Below are 17,008 nucleotides of genomic sequence, written 5' to 3' on the forward strand. Positions count from 1 at the left end.
TGCATTGCCTTTTGAAGGCTTACCATCCCCTTGTGAGCTCCAGCTTTGCCCCGTACATTAACCTTTCGTAACCCATAATACTCCACCAAACTACCTAAGACCAGTTCAACTGTACGTTGACGAATCCGTTTCATGCGCTCACCCCGCAAACTTTGTTGTCAATCCATCGCTTTAATTGTGGTTCTCAAACGCAGTGATTATTTGTATAGATTATACAACCGGAAGTGTAATGATAAATTCACTCCCTACTCCTTCGGTGCTTTCTACGGTCAGCTTTCCCCCATGTCCTTTAGTGATAATATCATAAGAGAGTGATAAGCCTAAGCCCGTTCCTTCTCCAGTGGGCTTAGTGGTGAAGAAAGGCTGGAATATTTTGGCTTTGATAGGGTCAGGAATCCCCGTGCCATTGTCTCGCACTTGGATAATGATCTGCTTGCCAGATTGAGAAGTTGATACGGTTACTTTGGGCAATTTAACATTCTTTACTGCATAAAAAGCATTATTCAGCAGATTCAACAACACCCTGCCTATTTCCTGCGGCACTACGTTGACAAAAGGTAACGTTGGTTCGGCAATGAATTCAAAGTCGGCATGAAAGTCTTTATTTTTGGCTTTCATACCATGGTAGCTGAGGCGCAGGTATTCATCGGCCAATTTGTTTAAATCGGTCGATACTTGCTCACCAATTCCAGTTCTGGAGTGTTCCAACATACCTTTTACAATGGAGGAAGCACGGCTGCCATGATGATTGATTTTTTGCAGATTTTGGGCCAGGTCATCGGCAATAAAACGGGCTTCCTCTATGTCTCCTTTGGATAATTCTTCTTTAAGTTCATCCACCAATTCTGCGGATACTTCTGAAAAATTATTGACAAAATTTAACGGGTTTTGAATTTCGTGAGCGATACCCGCTGTCAGTTCTCCGAGTGAGGCCAGTTTCTCTTTTTGAACCAATTGAGCTTGAGACGCTTTGAGTTGGCTGGTTCTTTCTTCGACTTGTTTTTCAAGCGTTTCGGTTTGAGTGGCCAATATATGTTGTTTTTCCTGTTCTTGGGCTAACGTTTTTTGAGAAAGAACTTCTAAATCAACAAGTTGTTTTTGGAGTAATTTATTGGCAACGGCTTGCTCTTGCGAAAGTAAAATCGAGATGGTAAGAGCAAGACCTAAAAAACTTACCGAAAAAAAGCCCTCACCCCCGTGTTTTAAAAGAAAATCAGTAAAAGAATTAGGTGGTGAAAAAATGGTTATCGTATATAGAACAAATGTTAATAAAAGTATTCCATGAACAATTGCAAACGTTTTTGCTTTTTGCTGTTTATGTTTGGTTTGTATTATTCCAATTCGCAAAATTTCAGACCAAGGAACAATAAAGCCCAAAATAAATACACAGAAATAAGCAACTGTAGGATTGGTAATAAATATATAGGAAGGAAAAGTAGCTAAAGTGAGTAGCGCAGATGTAAAAAACCAAATTCTTTTAGGTTGTTTAAAATACTCGTAAATACCTAACAGATAAAAAAAAGCAGAGAAAGTAATCGCTATAGTAAAAATCAAGTAGGTTATGTCATTAAACATCAAAACATTTTTAATGGCTAATAACTTGGCGATGGAATCCTTGTCAGCCCCCCACCCAATATATGTGTAATGGCCTGCATGATTAAAAATAATCCCAAGTACAGAGGAGCTCTTTGAGTAGGGTAGATAATATAGAGTGACAATTGCAAAATCCCCAGAATCAGGAAAATACCCCAAAGAGTTGAGCTCACTAAATAGCTAATAACATTGTTAACATACAATCTTTCGCCTTGCTTTGAAGACATTAATTTTAATCGAAGAAATGACTCAGGTTGTATGTGTAAACTTTCTTTAGTGAAAGCATATCGAATAGCTATTACCTGTATTGTATCGGTACTTAGATTTGCTGTCGGTAAATAGGTGTACATCCCTCCTTGCTGTACCTGTTTTTGGGTATTTATTATTCCATTCCTAATGACGAATTGACTATTTAAAAACAATTCTGTAGCTCCTGTTTGGCTAATAGACAGACTTATATTTTTCCCTTTCAAAGCTGTTGGAATTTGAAAACGAATTCTTAACCAGCCTATACCATGTTGAGGTAACTTTTGCAGGGTAGATATATCTTGAAAAGGGTTAATCTTTTCCCATTTTGAGTCATCAAAATCAGCCATTGCCCACGTAGGGTTATCGCCAGCGTGCCAACGCCAACCTTTATCCAGAAATATCCCTTGCTCCGTTAGGCTATCTATTTTAAGAACATCCTGTGTAAGAGTTTGCTGAGCCTTCAAGCGGCTTAGAAAAAAAATCAGGAACAAAAAGGGAAGCCACTTAGTATAAATAGGATTCACTACAGGCATGGGAAAGTCAGGTAGAAGAGTTTGAGCAAAAATACACTCAATTCTTTATGTTTAATAACCCTGATGAATGATTATCCGTTAATTGACTGACCTAATCTCAAAAACAAAGCCGCTTTCCAAAAATGAACCCCAAATCTGTCAAGCTATTTCAGGGAGATACAGTGCAACTTTTTTTTGTTTCACCTGTCTAATGTGCTATTATCATGCAATAACTCAATAACAAGGTGGAAGAGAAAGACTTGATCAATAGGATTTTGCGGGGAGAATCGGCACTCTTTGCGGCTATTATCAAGCAAACCCAAGGACTTGTTGCTCAAATTGTATTTAAATTGGTCAAAAACCCCGAAGACCGAAAAGACCTAGCACAGGATATTTATCTGAAGACGTATAAAAATTTATCAACCTTTCAGTTTCAATCTAAACTCAGTACATGGATAGGGCAAATTGCTTACAATACCTGCCTTGCCTATCTCGACAAAAAGAAACTCGTTCTGCCAGACGGGCACGATTCGGTCCATGAAAATGAAGAAACACTATTGGAATATCTGTCTAATAAAACGCTTTCCTCAACTGACAATGAAACAGAACAGTTGTTGTTTCGAGCCGAACTTACCGAACTGATTCAAGCCGCTCTGGATACCCTGCCGCCGATGTACAGGCTTTTAATCACGCTTTATCATTACGAAGAGTTGAGTTACGACGAAATGTCCGCCATTACCAACTTGCCTGTTGGAACCGTGAAAAACTACCTGTTTCGCGCCAGAAAAGCGCTAAAAAATTGCTTGTTGAAAAATTATAGTAATGAAATTCTATGAATAAGGAACATCTTTCAGACCCAGAGCTTCAGGAGTATGCGTTGTACGGGGAAAATTGTCCGCCACAGCTCAATGAGCATATCCAATCATGTAATTTTTGCCGCCAAAAGGCAGGGCTTTATCAACTCATGTTCTCTTCAGAAATAAAGCCCGAAGCACCGATATTTGATTTTGACCTAACGCAAACGGTGATGCAACAACTGCCCGTGCCGCAACCCGCCGCTCTTGAGAAAAGCTATACCATCTATTGGGTCGGAGCAAGCGTGTTTTTGAGCGCAGGAGCACTTATCTATCTGATTTTTATGAGTTCCAGAGGCTTTCTGTTTGGCAGAATTACCCCTATGGCGTTAGGGATTTCTGTCACTACCTTTTTGGCCATTTTTGCGGTTCTTGGCATTGATATCTTCCAGAAACACACCAAACAAATGAAAGTTTTACAGTCAGAATTGCAACAATTTGGCTCCTTGTCAGTCTAATTCACTATTACATTTTTATAGAACAACCATGAAAAAAAATTTCAGCTTCCTTTGTCTTTTAACTGTCTCCTGCACAGTCCAAGCGCAAGAGGTAGCCGCTTCTGGCGTCGATGAAGACGTTTTCAACATAACGGCCTCCATTTTCACTCTGGCACTGATGATGCTCTTTGTGCTCGCCGTGATGAAACGAATTTTGGATCATCGAATCAAAAAAAGAATTGTCGAAAAAGGAGTTCCAGAAAGTGTTGCTTCAGCTTTATTACATGTCAACCCCAAAGAAGACAGAAACAACAACATCAAGTGGTTTGCTATTCTGATGGGAATCGGCATTGCTTTGACCATTATTCACTACAACTTACCCTTGGGCATTCATTCATTGGCGACCATGGCCTTCTGTGTCGCGGGCAGTTTTCTAAGCTATTTCTTCTTTAGTAAGTATTCAGAAAAGTAACTTTTTCACACTAAAAAAATCATCACATGCAATTCAGTAAAAAACTCCCCGTCGGGGATTGGGGACGTATTGTCCTTTGGGTAGGAATGTCACTAATCGTCTCTCTCGTAAAAGCGCAGCAAACCCCTCGAATCATCAAGGCAACCTCTGCCACAGTTGACATCAAAGACGGTTATGTGATTCAAAAAGGAATTTGGAATTTGACGCCTGAGGCAAAACCAGATGTTTACCACGCCTTATCACCAGCACTGGAAAGAGAAATTACATTTTATACGAACATAGATTCGATTTCCTTTCAGGCAAAGCCAGGCCAACACTATGATTTTATCGTGGTGCTCAACGGGAAGGATTCCTGTTACACCCGCATAGCCATGCCCGCAGAAAGTGCCGCAACTACTCCCGATATGATTAGTGCCGAACGATTGGCCATGGACTTTGTTGTTTTTCGAAAATCATTGGAAAATGAACATGCGGGATTGTATCGGTATAAGTCCAAAAAAGTCGTGGACAGACTATTGGATGATTGTTTACTGAGTATCAATAAGCCAATGACACGATTGGAATTCGGCAAAATAATCATGCAGGTAATCAGCTTTATTCAGGATGGTCATACTACTGGGAACATTTCTTCGCTCCTGTTGAAAAACTATCAGGCGCAGGGTAAACTCTTTCCTTTATATCTTTATTTTACTGCTGATCGGGCGTTTGTGCGATGCAATTATGCCAATATATTTTCGACTGGTACGGAGATTTTGTCCATTAATAACCAATCCATTACTCAAATTACACAGGAATTGTTTGAGTATTTACCTTCAGATGGTAGTATTACCAAGAAGAAAATTCATACCTTAAACAACGGAGCTTTTGCTTTTTTGTATCGATGGGTGATGGGCAACGATAGTCTGTTTTTGGTAAAATACAAAGATGGACAGGGGCGTATCAAAACCGAGACGATTGCGGCCATTCCAGCGAATCAAATTGATTGTGAAACAAAGAATCTGCCAACAGCACCCCGAGACTTGTATGTACAGTATCTCCCCAAAGATGCAGCTATTATTACGATTAAAACATTTGACGAAGGTCGATTGCAGCGTGCTGGACTGAGTTTTAAAGAGTTTGTGCAAACCACCTTTGCCGAATTGAATGCGAAGAAAATCAGTCGATTGATTATTGATTTGAGAGGTAACGGTGGCGGCTTCAATGCTTACAGCCCTTTGCTTTATTCTTATTTGGCCGATAAACCGTTCCGTTATTTTGCTTCCGTGAAATCGACTTCAAAGATTTTTACGGTCGAAGACAATTACCTGCTGGGGCTTCAGCAACCTCAGACAACCAACTTTAAGGGAACAGTCTTGTTTCTGATTGACGGACTGACTTTTTCAACGGCGGCCGATTTTTGTGCAATCGCTAAAAGTAATCGACGCGGGAAATTTATTGGAGAGGAAACGGCTGGCGGCTATTATGGCAATACCTCTGGGCAAACTGTACGTATAGAACTCCCACACACTAAACTCATAATGACCATTCCGCGCTTCAATTATGGCTTGGCAGTGAGAAAGAGCCGTTATGCTGATAGAGGTGTTATACCAGAGCATGAGGTTTTGCCTTCTATCAGAGAATTGCTTGAAGCACAGGATGTACAATTGCACTATGCACTCCAGCTAATGGATAATATTTAACTTTGTTAAAGTTCATTATTGAAGGAATTCCATTGGCGTGACAGGTTAAAAGAATTAAAAAAAGTGGCCTCAGCGAGGCTAAATCTTAGTAGAAAAAGAGGGGGTAAAGGCCGTCTAAAAGCCCCATCGGGGTGACATCTTTCACCGAACGTCGGTCGTCCCCATGGCGCTTTGGGGGGACTTGATTGAGGAGGTGGAATCGTAAAGTGGCATAGGTTCTAAATCAAAATCCCTGTGATAGCCTCGTTTTGAGTGTTTTCACAGGGATTTTGTATAATGCTAAAGCGTATTCTCTACAAAAGAAGTGGCACTGATAGCGTATCAGTTTCAATGACATTACTTACGTTCAAGGCGCGATCGCGGACTTTAATTTGGAACTTAACGGTTGTTAATTTAGAATTTCTTGAATAAGGAAAATACACGGCATAGTCGAGGAGTCCTTCGATGGGACCTTTTTTGCCGTCAGGTTTTAGCACAGGAAAAAATAGTTTGGAGTTGGCGGCCAAAACTACTTCTTCGTACTGGTTTCCGCTCACTCGGCGGAAGGTTTTGAGCTCATAATTTCCCCAAGTGTCATACTTCGGATTGGTACGGTTGTCAGTGCTTTCCCCCAAATCACCATCACCATCTTTGAAATTAATGGTGATGACAACCGAGTCTTGTTTGGCTTGTGAAAAAGGCTCAATCACCTCAAACTTATCAATGCTATTGAAGCCGATTTCGGGAACGGAGCTGTAATTGGGAGGAGTAAAACAACCAGTTGTCGAAATGGCAAATAGTAAAAGAGTAGCAATAAAACGAACGAAGCCCTTCATCTTTCTTGTTAAGTTTGTTCCAAATATTGGATAAATTTAGTAGTTATTAATGCTTTGTCAATCGGAAATTGAAATTCGACCCTAGTAAAATGTCAACTTTGCCCAATTTACGAAATGCTGTACGAACCTTAACGGCTGATACGTTTGAGGAAGTTGCCTTGCAGGTGTTTCATTATCAGGCGGTTCATACGCCCATTTACCGTCAGTATCTTTCTCATTTGCGAATTCGCCCCGATCAAGTTAACCGTTTGTCGTTGGTGCCGTTTTTACCAATTAGCTTTTTTAAACAGCATCAAGTGGTCACTGGCAATCCCAACATACAAACTATTTTTGAAAGTAGTGGTACAACAGGCACCCAGACGAGCCGTCATTTGGTGGCAGACTTGGGGTGGTATGACGAAATCAGTACTGAGATTTTTGAAAAAAACTACGGCCCACTTTCTGACTTTCACCTGCTGGCATTGTTACCTTCGTATCTTGAACGAAATAACTCCTCGTTGGTGTATATGGTTCAACAATTTATTGCAAAAACGCAGTCGTCCGTCTCTGGATTCTTTTTGCACAATGTAGATGAACTATTAATGGCACTCAAAAAACTGGTACAGCAACCCGACGGGCGGAAAGTAATTTTGTGGGGGGTGACGTTTGCATTGTTGGATTTGGCGGAATCGAAAAATGACCTCTCGTTTCTGAAGGAATTACCAGAATTAATGGTGATGGAAACGGGCGGAATGAAGGGCCGCCGCCGTGAAATGCTGCGTGAAGAAGTACATGCAGAACTAACGGCTGCTTTTGGGGTTAAAAATATTCATTCGGAATACGGAATGACGGAACTGCTGTCGCAGTCGTATTCTAATGGTGACGGGATTTTTGAGATCTCCCGCACGATGCGAATCTTACTTAGAGATATAAATGACCCTTTCTCGGTGGCTGATTCTCCAAAAATGGGAATGCGGTACGGAGGTATCAATGTGGTTGATTTGGGGAACTTAGATTCTTGCTCATTTATTGAAACCCAAGATTTGGGACGGTTTGTGGGCGATTCTTCTACTCATTTTGAGGTCATTGGTCGTTTTGACAACTCGGATGTACGAGGGTGCAATCTGTTGATATAGCGTGTCTTTGGTTTCTCAAAACCGAAAACACGTACGCTGAGAAACCGAAATTACATACACTCAAAAACCCCAAATCACGGCGCTATTTCCAATTCAACTTCGACAAAATCAGCCACGGGAGCATCGCAAAGTGGACAGACATAAGAAGACAGTAAAGGAAGAGGTAAGTCGGCTACCGTTTGACAATGCGTACACTGCATTACTCTTTGGGTAGGAGCAGGTTTTAGTCCCGACGTTTTACGGGTGATACTTGTCTTTTTATCCGTCGAAAGCTGTTCGTAGTATTTCAGCGTGAGGCGTCGAAGGATCTCTGGGAGGTTCTTGCGTGCAACATCGCCCGCAAAAACCTCCCATTCTGTATTTCCAATGTAAAAATCAGGAGAATGAACTACGCGAAAGCGCTGATAGTCCGTCGATAACGGCTCTATGACAATGGTAGAAGTCGTTTCTGCGTTTCGATAGCCAATGCCAAAACTAAGGCTAGATGTCCGAATGCGCAGTCTTTCAAAAGCTTCGACGAGCTCTGTTTTGAGGCGCAATGCCGACGCGTCGGCATCGGGGAGCTGCCAGTTGAGTTCGAGCGACGAATAATGCGTATGTATCCCCCAGATTCCTAAGAGTTTTTCCCATTGATAAATCGCTTCTTTTGGTATATCGCGAACGATGAATGTTTTGAAAGGTGTTGGATACAAACGTCCGATTTTGGTATCGATGCAAAGTTGACAAAGGGCTTCTAAAAAAGCCGTGTCAAACTCGTTCTCACGCTGGTATAACCCCATCCAATAGCGGTCATCGTAGCGGTAAATACCCTCGTGGTGCGGGTATGGTTTGGGTGTAAGCTTCAGTTCTTTTTGAATGGGGCGTGTTCGTCCCATAAAGGTTTTTGAAACAGTCCCGTACAGTTCTTCAAAAGAACGATTAGGCGGTGGATTTTCCAACCATATTTTTTCAATGTGTTGGGCCCAGTCCGCAATTTGTTCCCCGTCAACCAGTTTGGGCCAGACATGAATACCCCCTAATTCGGATAAATTGACCACCAAATACCAAAATGAGGGGGTAGGGGAAGCGATAAAATTAAGCTCTCCTGTCAACGGTCGAATCAACTCCTGCGTGGGGTCGATGAGGTTAATCTTGAGACGTGGTTTAAAGGTAAATTCGTCTAAAATATCCAGATAGTCACCCGACCGAAGCCAAGAGAGCTGGGGAAAGATATTTTGTGCAACCAACGACGAAACAATGTTGGGATGCACCGCTGCGGCTTCTTCTATGCCAAACCCCTCCGACATTAATTGCGACCGAAGCAACGAGCGTTGAGAATCGGTGCAAGGAATGAGCAAATCTTGGCGAAAACCAACTTCAATTTTGCCCAAAGCCCATTTTTTTGCTAAAATGGCCAAACGTTGGAGCTCGTCGGGGGTAATGACCCCACCTTGGGTAGCGATGCGGAGGTACGGCATAGTGGTTTGGTTAGGTAGAAATAGCTGCTAAGTATTTTTTTACTTCTCTTTCGGCCTCGCTGTTAAGCTGAACGGACGAGTCAAAAAGGACGGTTCTGGTTTGTTCGTAGATAACAATGGCTTTGTTCAAAGAAGTTACCAACGAGGTTTTTTCTAATAAGGCAACGGTTTCTGACAGTGCCTCAAAATCGGCATTGGGGAGTTTGGTTTCAACTTTTCGTACACCTCGGGGCTGGTTGCCATTTTTGATGTGTAAAAGAGGCCCTAAAACAACCATTCTCAAAAAGGCCAGAAAATCAGCGGCTTCTGTTAACTCTCCTCGGCCAATTTTTAGCGCACCATAGTGAATCCATACCCAAAAACGGTCTTCAATCCATTGATAATCAGGATAGGGCCAAGCGGAAGTCGTTTGCTGGATAATTTTTGTCAAAATCTCATCCCGTTCCCACACGACGACGGGGTCTTCGACGCGTTGATAAAATTCGTCGGGTGTCAAAAACTTGATGTCAACGTGCAAAAGCGGATTCCCGTACAAACAAATCAATACACGCGGCTCTCCGACGTGCTCCCCCGTGAATGCCGAAAGAATATTCCCGAATCGTTTTGCAACCGATTTCATTTGGGCGGGGTCGGTCGAGAGCTTCGTTTTTGAAACAAGTACTAAGTCCAAATCCGAGTACGCGTCCATTTCTTGCGTAATCCAAGAACCCGCTATCGCCAGTCCTAGCATGTCGGGAGATTCTTGTAAAACAGCGACAACTTTGTTGATAAATGCGTGGAAAATAGTGTCTTGCATAAGCTAGTTCGTTTTAGGCAATTATCGCAAAACCTTCGGCATTTGCGAAAAGTTCATCCTCGCCCAAAAATTATGCTTTGACCAGAACATCCTCCAATAATGCCTTCACTTCTAATTTACAACTTCCACATCCTGTACCCGCACCCGTCTGTTGGCAAAGTGATTGAAAATCGTGGCAGCCCGCTACAATCGCCTCTCGAATATTGCCATCTCCTACGTTATTGCAAGAGCATACGACTTTCCCTTTCAAAGCAGGGGCACTTTTGCCACTTCGTAACAGCTTTAGCCGCTTGTCCGACAGTTCGGTTTGGTGCTGAATCAGTGCTTTGTATTCAGTAAATTCTGCTTTGTCGCCAAACAAAATAGCACCCACCAGTTTATCCCCTTGAATGATGCACTTTTTGTAAAAACGTTTTTGCTTATCTGAAAAAATAACTTCTTCAAAATCGGCTCCTGCACCATTGGCAGGAATTTCGGTCATCCCGAGTGAGCATAAGTCTAATCCTTCCATTTTTAGGATATTCATTGAAAGGGTAGGGCGATAAAAACTTTGAACGTCGCCGTTGAAGTAAGCGCAAAGCGCCTCGGCTTGTTCTTCGGCAGCAGCGGTGATGCCAAAAAGTTGCCCTTCAAATTCGGCCACTTCACCAATGGCAAATACGGCTGGGTCGGAGGTTTGAAGGTAAGCGTTGACCACAATTCCCCGTTGCACGTCAAGGCCCGACTTGCGGGCAATTTCTACATTGGGCGTCGTACCAATGGTCAGAATCACGGCGTCGCAAGTCAACACGCGCCCCGAGGTCAGGCGAAGACCTTCTACGCGTTGTTGGCCTGTGATGTACTTTACTTCATCGTTGTAAAACACCTCAATGCCACGGTCTGACAGCTCTTCGTGAAGGAGTGTACTCGCTGGACCATCCAGTTGGCGATTCATAAGCCGTGACCCTCGGTGAATAACGGTCGATTTGATGCCAATTTCTCTCAACGAGGCCGCCAATTCTAAGCCCAATAACCCACCACCGACCACCACGACGTGGCGCGGAGCAGAAGTTAATACAAGTTGATTCAAATAGTTGGTAAGGCCATCGGCATCTTGGCGCGTTCGCATTGTGAATACCCCCGCCAACGACGTATCATAGTCGCGAGGGAGTGCCGAACGACTTCCAGTCGCAATAATCAAACGGTCGTATGAATGGATATTTCCTTGAAAATCAGTGACTGTTTTTTTTGTGCGATCCATCTGTTCAATGCTGACACCTTCGTACAGATGGACAAGTGAGCGTTCGTCTTCTTGCATTTTGAGCAGTTTATCCCACGACATAGCCCCACTTATATAATCGGGCAACATCACGCGATTGTAAAAAGCAAAGGGTTCTTTGCTGAAGACATGTATTTCGTCGGTGAGGTTGTGCTGGCGGTGAGCAGTGACAAATTTGTAGGCCGCTGCACCCGCCCCAATCACAATGATTTTTTCTTTGGGTTTGCTAAACTTTGTGACTTGAACCGCCGCAAATTTAAAATCAGGTTCTTTTGAAAGCGGGTCCACGAGGTCGCTGGTGAGGTTGTTGGCTCGGGCAGCGTTGCTTTGTAAAATTTTTCCCCAATGCATCGGTAAAAAAACTACTCCTTGCCTAATGTCAGTCGTGATTTTGGCGGGTACTTGTACTTTTCCACGGTCATTCTGAATGACGACGATGTCACCATCTTTGATGCCTCGCTCGGCGGCATCTGTGGGGTGTATTTCTACAAAAGCTTTGGGAAGGTGTTGGGTGAGTTTATTGACCCGCCCCGTTTTTGTCATGGTGTGCCATTGGTCGCGAATACGCCCCGTGGTGAGGACAAGCGGTAGGTCGTCGGTAAGCAGCTCGGACTGATTTTCGTCGGCAACGGCCTTGATTTGTGCCTTACGAGAAGGTGTAAAAAAAGCCCCATCCGCAAAAAGCCGAGGTGTACCTTCCGACTGAGGCGTAGGAACGGGCCACTGGAGCGTACCTTGGCTGCGGAGTCGCTCGTGCGAAAGTCCGCTCATGTCCACGTTTGTACCTTTGGTGAGGGATACGTGTTCGTCGTAAATCGCGGCGGAGTTGGGGTAGTCAAAGGCATCACCAAAACCCATTTTGTGAGCAAACTTTACGATGATTTCGCTGTCGGGTAGGGCTTCGCCGAGGGGTTCATTGAATTTGTTGAGGTACGAAACCCGCCGCTCAGAATTGGTCATGGTACCTGTTTTTTCGCCCCAGGCCGCTGCGGGAAGCACCAAATCAGCAAAAGCAACGGTATCTGAGCGGTTGGAAACATCTTGAACTACCACAAACTTAGCCGTTTTGAGGGCTTCTTCTACGAGTCGAGCGTTGGGCATACTTACCAGTGGGTTGGTACACATGATCCAAATCGCTTTCATTCGCCCGTCTTTGAGTGCTTGAAACATCTCGGTGGCCGTATAACCTGGTTTGGGGTTGAGCGAGGGCACTCCCCAAAAATCGGCGACTTCTTGGCGGTGTTGGGGGTCAGCCAAGTTGCGGTGAGCAGGCAGGAGATTCGATAGCCCACCTACTTCTCTCCCTCCCATTGCATTTGGCTGACCCGTCAACGAAAATGGCCCTGAGCCAGGTTTTCCAATGTGGCCTGTAATGAGGTGTAAGTTGAGTAAAGCCAAGTTTTTATTGACACCAATCACACTTTGATTAAAGCCCATGGCCCACATCGAAATAAATCCTTTGGATTTGCCGATGTATTCGACGGCTTGGTGAATGTCGTGGAGACTAATACCGCAGATTTTGGCAGCTTCGCGCATGTCGCGCTCGGCCACTTTTACCCGAAAACTGTCAAAGCCTTCGGTATGGTTTTTTATAAAATGTTCATCAATGTATCCCCTGGAAATCAGTCCTTTGGCGATGGCGTTGAGCAACACCACGTCGGTGCCAGGCTTCACCTGAAGGTGTAAGTCGGCCATCCGTGCGGTATCGGTATGGCGTGGGTCAACGACGATTAACTTGACGCGCGGATTGGCAGCTTTGTGAGCTTCCATGCGGCGAAAAACGATGGGGTGATTCCAAGCGGGATTGGCTCCTGCCACCAAAAAACAATCGGCGAGCTCGATGTCCTCGTAGCTGCACGGAACCGAATCTTCCCCCAAAGCCATTTTATACCCAACCACCGCCGATGACATACATAAGCGAGAATTGGTGTCTAAGTTGTTGGAGCCAATGAAACCCTTGATGAGCTTATTAACAACGTAGTATTCTTCCGTCAGGCATTGCCCAGAAGCATAAAAACCAACAGAATCGGGCCCGTATTTCTCAATAAATGTCTTAAAAACGGCTGCCGCTCGTTCTAATGCCGTATCCCACGTCACCCGTTGTAATGCTGTTTGCCGATTCCAGCGCATTTGGGGGTAAAGCAAGCGGTCGCTGTTGTCCATGACAGTATAGTGCAAGTTCATGCCCTTCGAACAAAGCATTCCTTTGCTGGAAGGATGGCTTGGGTCGCCCTCGACGGATACTTGCCCGTCGCGGTTTTTTTTGACCAACACCCCGCAGCCTACCCCGCAGTAACAACAAGTGGTTTTGTGGATTTCTACCATTGGACAATTTGGGTTAAACTGCTTGTAATTCTGCTTCAGGCTGCTCAATGGTGATGGTTTTGCCAAAATTGACTAAGAAAAGCAGCAAGCCAACGGTAGCCACTAATCCGCCGATGTACATAAATGCTTGTCCGTAAGTAATCGACTGGGACTTAAACAAAAAGCCCATCAACATGCCGCCAACGTTGCCTCCTGCGCCTACTACCCCCGAAATTACTCCTACCGCTTTTGGGTTAACAAAGGGGACAATCGCATAGGTGCCGCCATTGGCCATTTTCAAAAACATGGCAAAACCTACTTGAGCAAAATTCCGAGCCCTTCCAAAAGAAGCATGGAGGCTAAAAGAATACCTTTACCGCGCATCCCGTATTTTTGACCTACTTTATCTGCAACATGCCTCCAACAGCACGGGCAAAAATGTTCATAAAGCCAAACAACACCTTAAAATTATCAAAGAAGTACAAAGCTGCTATGCCGTCGAACGTGATTTCCAGGCCAAAGCAACACGCATATATTAGTATTGTTTGTACTCAGCTGGAAGCCCAACTGAGTACAAATGCAACCACTTATTCATCTTCAATCGAAAACTTGTCGAAGAGCAAACCCATTAATTTGTCATGGGTTTCCATGTAAATCGGGTCGTGCACAATCTCCTTTTTGTTGCGTGGGCGTGGTAAGGGAATCTCCACAATTTCTTTGATGGTGGCTTCGGGGCCATTGTTCATCACTACCACGCGGTCAGACAAGAAAATGGCTTCTTCGATGTCGTGTGTTACCATCACGATGGTTTTGTTGCGGTTGTCTAAGTTCCAGAGTTTCAAAAGTTCGATGTGCATCGACCCTTTGGTGAGGGCATCCAGTGCGCCAAAAGGCTCGTCGAGCAGCAAAATGCTAGGATTGATGGCAAAGGCGCGTGCGATGGCTACGCGTTGTTTCATTCCGCCCGAAAGTTGTCCTGGGAGTTTGTCTTTGTGCGCCCAAAGGTTGACCATTTTAAGGTTTTCTTCGACGATTTCTCGTTTCTCGGCGGCTGTTTTGTCTTTAAAAACGGAGTCCACCGCTTCGTAAATGTTTTTATAAACCGTCAGCCAAGGGAGAAGCGAATAATTTTGAAAAACGATGCCTCGGTCGGGGCCAGGGCCTTTGACCACTGCGCCGTTGGCGATGACCTGCCCGTTCGTAGGAGCCGTCATGCCCGAAATTGTTCCCATTAACGTGGATTTTCCGCAGCCAGAGTGGCCAATCAGCGCCACGATTTCGCCTTTTTTGATGGTGAGGTCAATGTTCTTGATGGCCGTAAAAACACCTTTGGGGGGTTTGAACGAAACGGTTATGTCCTTTACTTCGATGGAAGCAGGGCGCGACTGAATTTTATGAAACTCACTCGCCGAGTCTATGGGGGCAATGGTTGGGTTGGAAGTCATGGAAGTAGTGGATAGAGGTTAAGAAAAAGCAAAGCGTTTTTGGAGCCAATCGAATCCTTTGTCGAGCAATAACCCGACGGTGCCAATGATAAGGATAGCCGACAAGATTTTTTCAAGGCTGAGGGCGTTCCAGCTATCCCAAACAAAAAAGCCGATGCCAACGCCACCTGAGAGCATTTCGCCTGCCACAATCACCATCCAAGCTACGCCAATGCTGAGGCGTAAACCCGTGATAATGTGGGGTAAAGCGTAGGGGATGATGACTTTGATGATGTATTTCCAACGAGAAAAACCGAAGGCTTTGGCGACGTTTTTGTGGTCTTGCGGAATCGAGGCTACGCCAAAGGCGGTGTTAATCAAGGTTGGCCAAAGGCTTGTTACAAAAATGATGAAAACAGTGGCTCCTTCGGCGGCCTTGAAGGCCAGCAGTCCCAACGGAAACCAAGCCAACGGCGACACAGGACGGAGGATTTGAACGATGGGATTGATGAGGCGAAAAGCGGTTTTGCTCGAACCAATCAGCAGCCCCAGTGGAATGGCCAACAGGCTCCCCGCCCCAAAACCGCTAAATACGCGAAGAAGAGAGCTGAAGAGTTGGTTGCCAATGCCTTTGTCGTTGGGGCCGTAATCGTAGAAAGGCGTAGCGAGCATTTCGCTAAAAACGGTCCAAGTGGCCAATGGATTCGGGATTTCGTTATTGGTCAGTAATGAAACCGTCCACCAAGCACCCAGTAAAAGTACTGCGCTACCTAGGCCAAACAACAGTGGCAAGTAAGTTTGGAGATTGAGTAGTTTTTTCATGGGGGAGCTATTTTTTTGTTGAAGCTAAATACGCACCGACATTGCTAGGATCAAACGACACATCGTACGTGGTTTTGAAAGGTTTCATGTCGTCGGTCATTACGGGTACTTTGGCCTCACGGGCAACCTCCGCAAACAAATCGTCTAGGATGAGTTTTTTCGCAATTCCTTTAAAATCAGGGTTTGCTTTGAGGTACCCAAACCGAACATACTGCGCCATAAACCACATTCCGTGCGATTTGCGCGGGGTGTTTACGAAGCCTTTGTTGTAAAAAGTCATGTAATCTTCTTTGTATTTGGCAACACCCAATTCGCAACCTAAATCGCTTGAGCCGAGCAATCGGGCTTCAATGACAGGCAGGGCGGCGTTTACATAGAAGGGTTTGGAGAGCCAGCCCGCAGCTTTCCTACGATTGCCCATGTTGTCGAGCCATTGGCAGGCTTCCAAAATAGCCTTCATCACGTTTTTGAGGTTTTCACGCTCTTGGGTCGCAAATGCTTTGTTGACAACCAATGCTTTTTCGGGATGGTGTTTCCAAATATCTTGCGATGCTATTTGGGTAAAACCGATGTTTTGAGAAGCCGCCACGCCGTTCCATGGTTCGCCCACGCAATAGCCTTCCATGTTATCGACGCGCATATTGGCGACCATTTGTGGGGGAGGAATGGTGATGATACCTACACTTTTCTGATTGATACCTGCCGCCGCCAACCAGTTGCGAAGCCAAATGTCGTGCGTTCCTCCAGGGAAAGTCATGGCAAACGTTACTTCCTTACGGCTTTGTACTTGTTTTACGGCTGCGGCTACTTTGTTGATTTCTTTGTATCCTGCCAGCCCACAGAAATCTTTTGATAGGGTGATGGCTTGTCCGTTGTTGCTGAGCACCATCGCAATTTGCATTTCGGAGCCAGCTTTACCACCCACCCCCGTATAAACCGAGAAAGGCATTCCAAATAGGCAATGTGCGCCGTCGAGCTCACCATTAAGAACTTTGTCGCGGATATTGGCCCAAGAGGCTTCTTTGGTCAAAACGACTTCAACGCCGTATTTTTGGAAAAGACCGAGTTCTTTGGCCGCAACCAAAGGTGCGCAGTCGGTGAGGGGAATAAAGCCTAATTTGACTTGGGGAAGTGCGGCTTTGCGCATCGACATACCAGCAAGGAGAATCACGGCTGCACAGACAGCAAGGAGAAATTTATAGCTTAATTTCATTGATTTAG

14 protein-coding genes and 1 pseudogene are annotated in these 17,008 nt (G+C 44.8%); 5 read left to right on the forward strand and 10 right to left on the reverse strand.

Annotation, left to right across the window (positions count from 1 at the left end; genetic code table 11):
- Positions 1 to 210: 210 nt before the first annotated feature.
- Positions 211 to 1,575, reverse strand: a complete 1,365-nt coding sequence (locus tag AC23P2_RS12930; protein ID WP_487773585.1) for an ATP-binding protein — start codon at positions 1,573 to 1,575, stop codon at positions 211 to 213.
- Between the two features lie 17 nt (positions 1,576 to 1,592).
- A complete protein-coding gene (locus tag AC23P2_RS12935) occupies positions 1,593 to 2,375 on the reverse strand; it encodes a hypothetical protein (protein WP_487773586.1) in 783 nt (260 codons plus the stop codon).
- 224 nt (positions 2,376 to 2,599) lie between these two features.
- Between AC23P2_RS12935 and AC23P2_RS12940 the strand changes: the two genes are divergently transcribed.
- The 4 genes from AC23P2_RS12940 to AC23P2_RS12955 are packed head-to-tail and all read left to right on the forward strand — an operon-like array spanning position 2,600 to position 5,796.
- Positions 2,600 to 3,190: an RNA polymerase sigma factor gene (locus tag AC23P2_RS12940; protein ID WP_487773587.1), complete on the forward strand. Its 591-nt coding sequence runs from the start codon at positions 2,600 to 2,602 to the stop codon at positions 3,188 to 3,190.
- Complete coding sequence (locus AC23P2_RS12945; protein ID WP_487773588.1) at positions 3,187 to 3,666, forward strand: hypothetical protein; 480 nt, start codon at positions 3,187 to 3,189, stop codon at positions 3,664 to 3,666. The genes AC23P2_RS12940 and AC23P2_RS12945 overlap by 4 nt, the downstream gene beginning before the upstream one ends.
- A gap of 28 nt (positions 3,667 to 3,694) precedes the next feature.
- Positions 3,695 to 4,117 carry a hypothetical protein gene (locus tag AC23P2_RS12950; protein WP_487773589.1) on the forward strand — a complete coding sequence of 141 codons (423 nt, stop codon included), beginning with the start codon at positions 3,695 to 3,697 and terminating at the stop codon, positions 4,115 to 4,117.
- Positions 4,118 to 4,143: 26 nt separating this feature from the next.
- Positions 4,144 to 5,796 (forward strand): S41 family peptidase, encoded by a 1,653-nt coding sequence (locus tag AC23P2_RS12955; RefSeq protein ID WP_487773590.1) that lies wholly within the window; start codon positions 4,144 to 4,146, stop codon positions 5,794 to 5,796.
- Between the two features lie 293 nt (positions 5,797 to 6,089).
- Here the strand turns inward: AC23P2_RS12955 and AC23P2_RS12960 are convergent, their stop codons facing one another.
- Positions 6,090 to 6,611, reverse strand: coding sequence for a hypothetical protein (locus AC23P2_RS12960; RefSeq protein WP_487773591.1), 522 nt, complete (start codon positions 6,609 to 6,611; stop codon positions 6,090 to 6,092).
- 89 nt (positions 6,612 to 6,700) lie between these two features.
- On the opposite strand from AC23P2_RS12960, the gene AC23P2_RS12965 reads away from it, so the two are divergent.
- A complete protein-coding gene (locus tag AC23P2_RS12965) occupies positions 6,701 to 7,726 on the forward strand; it encodes a LuxE/PaaK family acyltransferase (RefSeq protein WP_487773592.1) in 1,026 nt (341 codons plus the stop codon).
- Positions 7,727 to 7,800: 74 nt separating this feature from the next.
- On the opposite strand, the gene AC23P2_RS12970 is transcribed toward AC23P2_RS12965, so the two are convergent.
- The 7 genes and pseudogenes from AC23P2_RS12970 to AC23P2_RS13000 form a co-directional block, all read right to left on the reverse strand.
- Positions 7,801 to 9,183 carry a hypothetical protein gene (locus AC23P2_RS12970; protein WP_487773593.1) on the reverse strand — a complete coding sequence of 461 codons (1,383 nt, stop codon included), beginning with the start codon at positions 9,181 to 9,183 and terminating at the stop codon, positions 7,801 to 7,803.
- 10 nt (positions 9,184 to 9,193) lie between these two features.
- Positions 9,194 to 9,979 carry a nucleotidyltransferase domain-containing protein gene (locus AC23P2_RS12975; protein ID WP_487773594.1) on the reverse strand — a complete coding sequence of 262 codons (786 nt, stop codon included), beginning with the start codon at positions 9,977 to 9,979 and terminating at the stop codon, positions 9,194 to 9,196.
- A gap of 70 nt (positions 9,980 to 10,049) precedes the next feature.
- Positions 10,050 to 13,562: a molybdopterin-dependent oxidoreductase gene (locus tag AC23P2_RS12980; RefSeq protein WP_487773595.1), complete on the reverse strand. Its 3,513-nt coding sequence runs from the start codon at positions 13,560 to 13,562 to the stop codon at positions 10,050 to 10,052.
- A 13-nt stretch (positions 13,563 to 13,575) separates the two neighbouring features.
- A pseudogene (locus AC23P2_RS12985) lies at positions 13,576 to 14,080 on the reverse strand (MFS transporter); the annotation flags it as partial.
- Positions 14,081 to 14,128: 48 nt separating this feature from the next.
- Positions 14,129 to 14,986, reverse strand: coding sequence for an ABC transporter ATP-binding protein (locus AC23P2_RS12990; RefSeq protein WP_487773596.1), 858 nt, complete (start codon positions 14,984 to 14,986; stop codon positions 14,129 to 14,131).
- A gap of 18 nt (positions 14,987 to 15,004) precedes the next feature.
- Entirely contained in the window at positions 15,005 to 15,787 is a 783-nt protein-coding gene (gene ntrB / locus AC23P2_RS12995) for a nitrate ABC transporter permease (protein ID WP_487773597.1), read from the reverse strand.
- A gap of 7 nt (positions 15,788 to 15,794) precedes the next feature.
- On the reverse strand, positions 15,795 to 17,000 hold the full coding sequence (locus AC23P2_RS13000; RefSeq protein ID WP_487773598.1) for a CmpA/NrtA family ABC transporter substrate-binding protein: 1,206 nt from the start codon (positions 16,998 to 17,000) through the stop codon (positions 15,795 to 15,797).
- Between the last annotated feature and the right edge of the window lie 8 nt (positions 17,001 to 17,008).

The organism is Runella sp. R0.1_18, assembly GCF_057652155.1.